This is a genomic window from Streptomyces sp. S6 (genome assembly GCF_054880855.1).
Window position 1 is genome coordinate 1 of the sequence record NZ_JBTYMC010000238.1, and the last position, 10,353, is coordinate 10,353.

At 71.2% G+C, this 10,353-nt stretch carries 11 protein-coding genes; 9 read left to right on the forward strand and 2 right to left on the reverse strand.

What is annotated here, in order from left to right; all coding sequences use genetic code 11:
• Window positions 1-47: 47 nt before the first annotated feature.
• Entirely contained in the window at window positions 48-887 is an 840-nt protein-coding gene (locus tag ACVNF4_RS26160; RefSeq protein WP_461805327.1) for an inositol monophosphatase family protein, read from the forward strand.
• Window positions 888-961: 74 nt separating this feature from the next.
• Here ACVNF4_RS26160 and ACVNF4_RS26165 read toward each other — a convergent pair whose 3' ends face one another.
• A complete protein-coding gene (locus ACVNF4_RS26165) occupies window positions 962-1,126 on the reverse strand; it encodes a hypothetical protein (protein ID WP_187746768.1) in 165 nt (54 codons plus the stop codon).
• Window positions 1,127-1,567: 441 nt separating this feature from the next.
• Here ACVNF4_RS26165 and ACVNF4_RS26170 point away from each other — a divergent pair, with 441 nt between their 5' ends.
• From ACVNF4_RS26170 to ACVNF4_RS26185, 4 genes are all read left to right on the forward strand, one after another.
• Window positions 1,568-2,221, forward strand: a complete 654-nt coding sequence (locus ACVNF4_RS26170; RefSeq protein WP_071369401.1) for a response regulator transcription factor — start codon at window positions 1,568-1,570, stop codon at window positions 2,219-2,221.
• Window positions 2,222-2,226: 5 nt separating this feature from the next.
• On the forward strand, window positions 2,227-3,486 hold the full coding sequence (locus ACVNF4_RS26175) for a sensor histidine kinase (protein ID WP_461805328.1): 1,260 nt from the start codon (window positions 2,227-2,229) through the stop codon (window positions 3,484-3,486).
• Window positions 3,487-3,882: 396 nt separating this feature from the next.
• Entirely contained in the window at window positions 3,883-4,179 is a 297-nt protein-coding gene (locus ACVNF4_RS26180) for a DUF4193 domain-containing protein (protein ID WP_043504706.1), read from the forward strand.
• A 13-nt stretch (window positions 4,180-4,192) separates the two neighbouring features.
• Window positions 4,193-5,128: a hypothetical protein gene (locus ACVNF4_RS26185; protein ID WP_461805329.1), complete on the forward strand. Its 936-nt coding sequence runs from the start codon at window positions 4,193-4,195 to the stop codon at window positions 5,126-5,128.
• Between the two features lie 7 nt (window positions 5,129-5,135).
• Here the strand turns inward: ACVNF4_RS26185 and ACVNF4_RS26190 are convergent, their stop codons facing one another.
• On the reverse strand, window positions 5,136-5,600 hold the full coding sequence (locus tag ACVNF4_RS26190; RefSeq protein ID WP_461805330.1) for a DUF3093 domain-containing protein: 465 nt from the start codon (window positions 5,598-5,600) through the stop codon (window positions 5,136-5,138).
• Between the two features lie 128 nt (window positions 5,601-5,728).
• Here ACVNF4_RS26190 and ACVNF4_RS26195 point away from each other — a divergent pair, with 128 nt between their 5' ends.
• The 4 genes from ACVNF4_RS26195 to ACVNF4_RS26210 all read left to right on the forward strand — a co-directional run.
• The gene (locus tag ACVNF4_RS26195) at window positions 5,729-6,313 is read left to right on the forward strand and encodes a PaaI family thioesterase (RefSeq protein ID WP_461805331.1); all 585 of its coding nucleotides are present in this window, start codon (window positions 5,729-5,731) and stop codon (window positions 6,311-6,313) included.
• Window positions 6,310-6,858 carry a dUTP diphosphatase gene (gene dut / locus ACVNF4_RS26200; RefSeq protein ID WP_461805332.1) on the forward strand — a complete coding sequence of 183 codons (549 nt, stop codon included), beginning with the start codon at window positions 6,310-6,312 and terminating at the stop codon, window positions 6,856-6,858. Before ACVNF4_RS26195 ends, dut begins: the two co-directional genes overlap by 4 nt.
• Before the next feature lies 1 nt (window position 6,859).
• Window positions 6,860-7,627: a DUF3710 domain-containing protein gene (locus ACVNF4_RS26205; protein ID WP_461805333.1), complete on the forward strand. Its 768-nt coding sequence runs from the start codon at window positions 6,860-6,862 to the stop codon at window positions 7,625-7,627.
• A gap of 287 nt (window positions 7,628-7,914) precedes the next feature.
• The coding region (locus ACVNF4_RS26210; protein ID WP_461805334.1) for a DUF4118 domain-containing protein at window positions 7,915-10,353 on the forward strand (2,439 nt) is incomplete at its 3' end.

Below are 10,353 nucleotides of genomic sequence, written 5' to 3' on the forward strand. Positions count from 1 at the left end.
AAGCCCGCCGCCGCGGGCGCCGACAGCCCCTACGCGTGAGGAGCCCCATGACCGACGAGCCCCAGCCCGCGTCCGACCGGCCCCTGTACGACGAACTCCTCGGCCTGGCCCGGGAAGCCGCCGCCCGCGCGGGCACCCTCCTGCGCGACGGCCGCCCCACCGACCTCACGGTCGCCCACACCAAGTCCAGCGCCGTCGACGTGGTCACCGAGATGGACATCGCGGCCGAGAAACTCATCACCGGCCTGATAGGCGAACACCGCCCCGACGACGGCTTCCTGGGCGAGGAGGGCGCCTCCGCGGCCGGCACCTCCGGGGTGCGCTGGATCATCGACCCCCTCGACGGCACCGTCAACTACCTCTACGGCCTCCCCAGTTGGGCCGTCTCCATCGCCGCCCAGCAAGACGGCGAGACGGTCGTCGGAGTGGTGTACGCGCCGCTGCGGGGCGAGACGTACGAGGCCGTGCGCGGCAAGGGTGCCTGGATCACGGCCGACGGGCGGGAACCCCGTCCGCTGACGGTCCGTGAGGCGCCCCCGCTGGAGCGGGCCCTGATCTCCACCGGCTTCGGCTACACCATCGAACGCCGCACCTCCCAGGCGGCCGTGGCCGCCGCCCTGATCCCCCAGGTCCGCGACATCCGCCGGGGCGGCTCGGCCGCCATCGACCTCTGCGACGTCGCCGCGGGCCGCCTGGACGGCTACTACGAACGCGGCCTGAACCCCTGGGACTACGCGGCTGGCGACCTCATCGCGCGGGAGGCGGGCGCGCTCACGGGCGGCCGCAAGGACACCCCCCTCTCGACGGAGCTGACGATCGCGGCTCCCCCCGGGGTCTTCACCCCCCTCCAGGAACTCCTGGAGGACCTCGGCGCCTGGCGGGACTGACACCCTCCCGTGAACGGCGAGAGCCCCCGGCGCTGGATTCGCCGGGGGCTCTCGTCTCACACAGGGCGGCAGAGCTACGCGCCGACCTCGACACCGTGCTCCGCGGCGAGCCGCCGCAGATCGTCGAGTTCCGCCTGCTCCACCTCGACGAGGAAGTCGTCCCCCTCGTCACGTGCACGGCTCAGGTCGGTTTCGGTCGCCCTTATGCGCTGAAGGAGTCCTGTAGTGAAAGCGTCCATGCTGCGCCCCCTCGTCCTGGGTCGTGGGTCGATGGCACGGGGGTGTGCCAGTCGGAAGGGGCGATCACGTCTGCGGCAGATGCCCAGCACACCGGACGCGCTGGGTGGCGACGGTGCCGAACACCCACGTCCGCTCTGGCGAGACGAAAAGAAAGCGGCCGTACCGCACGGGAGTGCGGCACAGACAGAGTGTGATCGCGGGGTATAGCGCTTCCTCCCCCCGCTCCCTTCCAGGGAAACCTCAACCCGGCGAGAAAATCTGGCATTCCCGGACCCCACACCTCCATTTCATCCGGCGCTCACCGGTCCTCCGCACGGAGCCCTCCTCCGCCTTACAGCCGACTTATGGCCGAAAAGGGCAGGATGGGACTCACAGATGCTGGAAACCCCTGCCCGTGCGCTCGGACAGCTACGCGGGTGGACACAGGAAGGACAAGCGACGTGCGCGTACTCGTCGTCGAGGACGAGCAACTGCTCGCCGATGCGGTGGCCACCGGACTGCGCCGGGAGGCCATGGCCGTCGACGTCGTGTACGACGGTGCGGCGGCCCTGGAGCGCATCGGCGTCAACGACTACGACGTGGTCGTCCTCGACCGCGACCTCCCGCTCGTCCACGGCGACGACGTCTGCCGCAAGATCGTCGAACTCGGCATGCCCACGCGCGTGCTGATGCTGACGGCCTCCGGCGACGTCAGCGACCGTGTCGAGGGCCTGGAGATCGGCGCCGACGACTACCTGCCCAAGCCGTTCGCGTTCAGCGAGCTGATCGCGCGCGTGCGCGCGCTGGGCCGGCGTACGAGCGTGCCGCTGCCGCCGGTCCTGGAGCGCGCGGGCATCAAGCTGGACCCGAACCGCCGGGAGGTCTTCCGGGAGGGGCGCGAGGTGCAGCTGGCGCCCAAGGAGTTCGCGGTGCTGGAGGTGCTGATGCGTTCCGAGGGAGCCGTCGTGTCGGCGGAACAGCTCCTGGAGAAGGCGTGGGACGAGAACACGGACCCGTTCACCAACGTCGTCCGGGTCACGGTCATGACGCTGCGGCGCAAGCTCGGTGAGCCTCCCGTCATCGTGACCGTGCCCGGTTCCGGCTACCGGATCTGATCCACGTGGCCGCGACACCCGCGCCTCCCCAGGCGCCCCCCAAGCCCACCTGGGACCCCCGCCGTCCCGAGCCGTTCCCGTGGCTGCGTCCGACGATCCGGATACGGCTCACGCTGCTGTACGGCGGCATGTTCCTGATCGCCGGCATCCTGCTGCTGTCGATCATCTATCTGCTGGCCGCGCAGGCGATCAACACCGGGAACCAGCCACCGTTCAAGATCATCACCGGCAGCAAGATGAACGTGACGAGTTCGTACTGCCCGGCGGTGAACGCGGCGTCCAACGCCGACGGAGAGGTGTCCCTCTCGACGTTCAACGCGGCGATCAGCGCCTGTATCGACCAGCGCCGCCAGGACGCCCTGGACAACCTCCTCAGCCGCTCCCTGCTGGCCCTCCTGGGGCTCGCGGTGATCGCGTTCGCCTTCGGGTACGCGATGGCGGGCCGGGTGCTCACACCGCTCGGCCGCATCACGCGCACCGCGCGCGCGGTCGCCGGTTCGGACCTGTCCCGCCGTATCGAGCTGGACGGCCCGGACGACGAGCTGAAGGAGCTGGCCGACACCCTGGACGACATGCTGGAGCGCCTCCAGCGGGCGTTCACGGCGCAGCAGCGGTTCGTCGGGAACGCCTCCCACGAACTGCGCACGCCGCTCGCCATCAACCGGACGCTGCTGGAGGTCCATCTCTCGGACCCCGGGGGGCCCGTGGAGCTCCAGCAGCTCGGCAAGACCCTGCTGGCCACCAACGAGCGCAGTGAGCAGCTCGTGGAGGGCCTGCTGCTGCTCGCGCGCAGCGACAACCAGATCGTCGAGCGCAAACCGGTGGACCTCGCGGAGGTCGCCAAGCAGGCGATCGACCAGGCGCACGGCGAGGCGCAGGCCAAGGGCGTCGAGATCCGGGGCGAGCGGCGCAGCGCCGTCGTCCAGGGCAACGGCGTCCTGCTGGAGCGGATCGCGCTGAACCTGGTGCAGAACGCGGTGCGCTACAACGTGCCGGAGGACGGCTGGGTGGAGGTCACCACCGAGGTGCTGCACGGACAGGCGGTGCTGGTCGTGTCGAACACCGGGCCGGTGGTCCCGGCGTACGAGATCGACAACCTCTTCGAGCCGTTCCGGCGGCTGCGCACGGAGCGCACGGGCAGCGACAAGGGGGTGGGGCTCGGGCTGTCGATCGCGAGGTCGGTGGCGCGGGCGCACGGCGGGCACATCGCGGCCCAGCCACGGGAGGGAGGGGGACTGGTGATGCGTGTCACCCTGCCCCTCTGAGATCATGGGGCCGACACACGCGAGGGTGTTCGCTTTACGCGGAATTTTCGGGGCTTCTTCCCCGTGCTCATGTGTGTGATCGATCACAAGGGCGAATTTCCGGCCATCTACTCACCGTGATCATGAAGGTCGTCGTATGGCCCGGAAAATCCGGGTTTTCGGGGGTCCTGATGACGGGAAGTACACGGTGGGACGCCTTTGAAGTGCGACATTCGGACCGTGTACGGTCCCGATCGCCAACCGACCCGATCACCCGCGAGGGCTCCGGTCGGGTGTCGATTGAGTAACAGACCTTGATGTGAGGCAAAATCTCCGCCTCAAGGCGGGCACAAGTCCGGCCTCTCACGCGTTACGTGCGCTGGAGACACCTCATTCACCCAGAGGGGGAGAGCGAATATGGCAACCGATTACGACACCCCACGCAAGACCGACGACGATGTCGACTCCGACAGCCTTGAAGAGCTGAAGGCCCGGAGGAACGACAAGTCGGCCTCTTCGGTCGACGTCGACGAGTTCGAGGCCGCCGAGGGCCTCGAACTGCCCGGAGCAGACCTCTCGAACGAGGAGCTGGCTGTCCGGGTGCTGCCCAAGCAGCAGGACGAGTTCACCTGCATGAGCTGCTTCCTGGTGCACCACCGCAGCCAGCTGGCCCGCGAGAAGAACGGTCAGCCGATCTGCCGCGACTGCGACTGAGGGAGGGTCGGCCGTGACTGGCTCGACCTCTCCTCGGAAGCGCCGCTTCCCCTTGCGGAAAGCGGACAAAGGGCCGTACGAGTACGACCCTCTCGGCGTGCGTGACGACGAGCGAGGTTCATCCGAAGCAGGATCGACCTCGCTCGAACCGGCCGGGACCGGAGCCTCAGGGCTCCCGGCACCGGAACAGAGCACCGCGGCCGTCGCCAGGCGGTCGGCCGCGGTGATCAGGGACAGGGCCCGGGACCTGGCCCGGGAAGGCGTCCACAAGGGCCGCAGCCGGGCGAAAGCGGGTCTCGGGTACCTCGCCGACCGGATCATCGAGATCGCCCCCAGAATCCCCGTACGCGACCTCCGGACGCTCCAGCGGCAGTTCCCCGGTCTCGGACCCGAGGAACTCGCCGACAAGCTCGTGGCGGGCGCCGCGAACGCCTCGGCGACCGTCGGCGCGGGCGTCGGCGCCGCCGCCATGCTGCCCGTCCCGCCCGCGATGCCCGCGGAACTGGCGGCGGAGATCACCGGCGTCGCCGCGATCGAACTCAAATTGATCGCCGAACTCCACGAGGTGTACGGCCTGCGCCCGCCCGGCGGCCTCAAGGACCGCAGCACCGCCTACCTGCGCTCCTGGTCCGGCGAACGCCGCGTGGACATCCTCAAGCCGTCCTCCGTGAACTCCGCGCTCGGCGGCCAGATGAAGCGCGAACTGCGCCAGCAGATCATGAAGCGCATGGTGCGCAACCTGCCGAACCTGGTCCCCTTCATGGTGGGCGCCGCCGTCGGGGCCGTCATGAACCGAAGAGACACCAGAAAACTCGCCGCGAAACTCCGCGAGGACCTCAGAGAGCGCCAGGTCCCCTGGGACGCCCTGCCCGCCCTCCCGCCCCTGGAGAAACCGGCCGACCCGCTCGTCATCGACGAACGGTCCGGAAAGAAGTCGCTCGGGCGCTGACGGCGTCCTAGACGGTGGCCTCGCGGGCCTCCTTGAGGGCCTGGGCCAGCCGCTGCGGCTCCCGGGTCGACAGATACAGGTACGGCGTCGGGTCCTCGGGGTCGGTCACGAGCACGCGCAGCGCGCCCGGGATGTACGCCCGCAGCAGCAGGTACGCGCGCGTGTCCGCCTTGTACGTGCGCCAGGCGCGCGCCTCCTCCTGGTCCAGGACCTCCGCCTCGCCGAGCGCCGTGACGGGGATCTTCGCGTCCCCGGCGATCAGGAAACCGCCCACCACGCGGATGCGCGGCGAGCCGTACGCGCTGGCCACGACAGCCGCCACCGCCGTACCGCCGACCAGGCCGCCGAACAGCGGCAGGGGGCCGAACGGCAGCAGGACCAGAGCGCACGCGACGCCCACGAGGAAGGACAGGAACCACCACGAGCGAGGGGCGGTGAGGCGTTCTTCGTACGGGGCCGTGGAGAGCTGCATGGGCCAAGCTTGGCACGGGGAACGGGCACCGCCGGGGCCGGGGCGGGGCGCGTGGAGGTGACCGGCGGGTAAGAGCGGTGAGCACAGGGGGGCCGAGGGTGAGGGGCGGGCGGGTAAGGTCTGCGGCTGTGAGTGGTACTTCCGCAGCTCTTCAGCCTCCGGCCGGCGCCCTGGAACCGGTGCGGCACCCCGACGCTCCCGCGCCCGGTGAGCTTCTGGGCACCCACTACGAACACTGTTTCGGATGCGGTGCGGGCCAGGCCCACGGACTCCACCTCGCGCCCCGCGCGGGAGAGGGCGTCTCGGCGAGCGCGGAGTTCGCCGTACGCCCCGCCCACCAGGGCGCCCCCGGCCTCGCCCACGGCGGGGTGCTGACCGCCGCGCTCGACGAGCTGCTCGGCTCGCTGAACTGGCTGCTGCGCACCATCGCCGTCACGGGCCGGCTGGAGACCGACTTCGTGCGGCCCGTCCCCATAGGGACGACGCTCCACCTGGCGGGCCGGGTCAAGGCGGTCGACGGGCGGAAGGTCTACTCCACGGCGACCGGCCGGATCGGCGGCCCCGACGGGCCCGTCGCCGTCCGCGCGGACGCCCTGTTCATAGAGGTCGGGGTCGCGCACTTCGCGGACCACGGCCGGGCGGAAGAGATCCGGGCCGTACGGGACGACCCGGACCTGATGCGGCGCGTACGCGCCTTCGAGGTGAACCCGTGAGCCGTGAACCCCTGAACGTGCGGATCAGGCGCGTCGACCCCGGCGTACCGCTCCCCGCGTACGCGCAGCCCGGTGACGCGGGAGCCGATCTGCGCACCACCGAGGCGTGCGAGCTGAAGCCCGGAGAACGGGCCGTGCTGCCCACCGGGATCGCCATCGCCCTCCCCGAGGGCTACGCCGCTTTCGTGCACCCCCGCTCCGGGCTCGCCGCCCGGTGCGGAGTCGCCCTTGTGAATGCCCCGGGGACGGTTGATGCCGGGTACCGTGGGGAGATCAAGGTGATCGTGGTGAATCTCGATCCGCGCGAGGCGGTGCGGTTCGAGCGCTTCGACCGGATTGCCCAACTGGTCGTCCAGCAGGTCGAGAGGGTCCGCTTCCAGGAGGTCGCGGAACTTCCCGGCTCGGCTCGGGGCGAGGGGGGCTTCGGGTCCACCGGCGGCCACGCCGCGGTGGGGACGGACAGTACGACCGGTGACGCCGCCACGGGCGGCACAACGGGTGGGAATCGATACGCTTCGGTCGTATCCGACCGGGAAGGACAGTGACGTGTTCGGACGTCGCAAGAAGAAGGATGCCGCCGAGGGCGCGGCCGGCGAGGCCGAGCAGGTCGTCGACAGCGTCGACACTGAGGCGGACGACACCGACGGGCTCCCGCGCGAGCGCGCGCGGCTCGAACCCGAGCCCCGGCCCGACGGCCCCTGGGACGACACCGAGGTGAGCGACCCCGCCGAGGGCCGCGTCGACCTCGGCGGGCTCTTCGTGCCCGGCGTCGACGGCATGGAACTGCGGGTCGAGGTCGCCGGCGACGCGATCGTCGCGGCGACCGTCGTGCTGCGCGACAGCGCCGTCCAGCTCCAGGCGTTCGCCGCGCCCAAGCGCGAGGGCATCTGGGGCGAGGTGCGCGACGAGATCGCCTCCGGCATCACCCAGCAGGGCGGCATCATCGACGAGGTCGAGGGGCCGCTGGGCTGGGAGCTGCGCGCGCAGGTTCCGGTGCAGCTGCCGGACGGGCAGAGCGGGTTCCACGTCGTGCGGTTCGTCGGCGTGGACGGGCCGCGCTGGTTCCTGCGCGGGGTGATCTCCGGGCAGGGCGCGGTGCAGCCGCAGGCCGCAGGGCTCCTGGAGCAGATCTTCCGGGACACGGTCGTCGTACGCGGCGAGGGCCCGATGGCTCCCCGCGACCCGATCGTCCTCAAGCTGCCGAACGACGCCCAGATGGTGCCCGAAGGGGTCCAGCAGCAGGAGGAGGGCTCGCGCTTCTCCGGTGGCATGGGACAGTTGCAGCGGGGGCCGGAGATCACCGAGGTGCGCTGAGCGGGCGGTCTCCACAGGCTGGAGAGGGCCGGATTCCTTCGGGGGTCCGGCCCTCTCGCATGCGGGTTTCGTGCGGCCGGAAAAAAATCCCGCGGATCGTGAACCGGTCGGCGGGCTCCGTGCGATGAAGGGGCAAGGAGGGCTCGACCGGACCGGCCGGAGCGGTGGCGCAGTGTCAGGGTTGCGTCAAAGGTGAGGCGGCGGAGAAAGGAGTGTCTGATTTGTCCGACGAAAGGGTCGTAACGTCTCCGCTGCACACATGGTGGCCGACGGAAGACAATGAGGGCATGGCGCGCGGGAAGCTACGGATCTACCTCGGTGCGGCGCCGGGCGTCGGCAAGACCTACGCGATGCTGTCGGAGGCTCACCGCAGGGTCGAGCGGGGCACGGACTGCGTCGTGGCGTTCGTCGAGCACCACGGCCGCCCCCGCACCGAGGTGATGCTCCACGGCCTGGAAGAGGTCGAGCGGCAGGAGATCGACTACCGGGGCGCCGCGTTCACCGAGATGGACGTCGACGCGGTCCTGAACAGAGCCCCCGCGGTCGTCCTGGTGGACGAACTGGCCCACACGAACGTCCCGGGCTCACGCAACGCCAAACGCTGGCAGGACGTCGAGGAACTGCTCGCCGCCGGCATCGACGTCGTGTCGACCGTCAACATCCAGCACCTGGAGTCACTGGGCGACGTCGTCGAGTCGATCACCGGGGTCCGTCAGCGCGAGACCGTGCCGGACGAGGTGGTGCGCCGGGCCGACCAGGTCGAACTGGTGGACATGTCACCGCAGGCCCTGCGCCGCCGCATGGCGCACGGCAACATCTACCAGCCCGACAAGGTCGACGCGGCCCTGTCGAACTACTTCCGCCCCGGCAACCTCACCGCGCTGCGCGAGCTGGCCCTGCTGTGGGTGGCCGACCGGGTCGACGAGTACCTCAACCAGTACCGCAGCGAGCACCGCGTCTCGGCGATCTGGGGCTCCCGCGAGCGCATCGTCGTCGGCCTGACCGGCGGCCCCGAAGGGCGCACCCTGATCCGGCGGGCGGCGCGGCTCGCGGAGAAGGGCGCCGGCGGCGAGGTCCTCGCCGTGTACATCTCCCGCAGCGACGGCCTCACCTCCGCCTCCCCGAAGGAACTCGCCGTACAGCGCACGCTGGTCGAGGACCTGGGCGGCACGTTCCACCACGTCGTCGGGGACGACATCCCCGCCGCCCTCCTGGACTTCGCCCGCGGCGCGAACGCGACGCAGATCGTGCTCGGGTCGTCCCGGCGCAAGGCGTGGCAGTACATGCTCGGACCCGGCGTCGGGACGACGGTCGCCCGGGACTCGGGCCCCGACCTGGACGTCCACATCGTCACCCACGAAGAGGTCGCCAAGGGCCGCGGCCTGCCCGTCGCCCGGGGAGCGCGGCTCGGGCGGGCCCGCATCCTGTGGGGCTGGCTGGTCGGGGTCGGCGGCCCGGCCGGCCTCGCCGTCCTGTTGAACGCCGTCCACCTCGGCCTCGCCAACGACATGCTGCTGTTCCTGGCGCTGACGGTCGCCGCCGCCCTGCTCGGCGGGATGCTGCCGGCGCTCGCCTCGGCGGCGTTCGGCTCGCTGCTGCTGAACTTCTTCTACACACCCCCGCTGCACCGGTTCACGATCGCCGACCCGAGGAACATCGTCGCCATCGTGATCTTCGTCGGGGTGGCGATATCCGTCGCGTCCGTCGTCGACCTCGCCGCCCGGCGCACCCACCAGGCGGCCAGACTGCGGGCGGAGTCGGAGATCCTGTCCTTCCTCGCGGGGAACGTGCTGCGCGGGGAGACCAGCCTGGAGGCCCTCCTGGAGCGGGTGCGGGAGACGTTCGGGATGGAGTCGGCGGCCCTCCTGGAGCGGGACGGCGACGTCGCGCCGTGGACCTGCGCCGGGCGCGTCGGGCTCGGGCGGGAGGTGGAGCGGCCCGAGGACGCCGATGTGGACGTGCCGGTCGGGGACCACATGGCGCTCGCGCTGACCGGGCGGGTGCTGCCGGCCGAGGACCGGCGGGTGCTCGCCGCGTTCGGGGCCCAGGCCGCCGTCGTCCTCGACCGCAGGCGGCTCCAGGAGGAGGCCGACCGGGCGCGGGCGCTCGCCGAGGGCAACCGCATCCGCACGGCGCTGCTGGCCGCCGTCAGCCACGACCTGCGCACCCCCCTCGCCGGGATCAAGGCGGCGGTCTCCAGCCTCAGGTCGGACGACGTGGCCTGGTCCGAGGAGGACCGGGCGGAGCTGCTCGAAGGGATCGAGGACGGCGCCGACCGGCTCGACCACCTCGTCGGGAACCTCCTCGACATGTCCCGGCTCCAGACCGGGACGGTCACGCCGATCGTGCGGGAGATCGACCTCGACGAGGTGGTGCCGATGGCGCTCGGCGGGGTCCCCGAGGACAGCGTCGAGCTGGACGTCCCGGAGACGCTGCCCATGGTGTCCGTGGACGCCGGGCTGCTGGAGCGGGCCGTCGCCAACCTCGTGGAGAACGCCGTCAAGTACAGCCCGGCGAGGCAGACCGTGCTCGTCGCCGCGAGCGCCCTGTCGGACCGGGTCGAGGTGCGGGTCGTGGACCGCGGGCCCGGGGTGCCCGACGAGGCCAAGGAACGCATCTTCGCCCCCTTCCAGCGCTACGGCGACGCCCCGCGCGGCGCCGGGGTCGGCCTCGGACTTGCCGTCGCGCGCGGGTTCGTCGAGGCGATGGGCGGCACCCTCACCGCC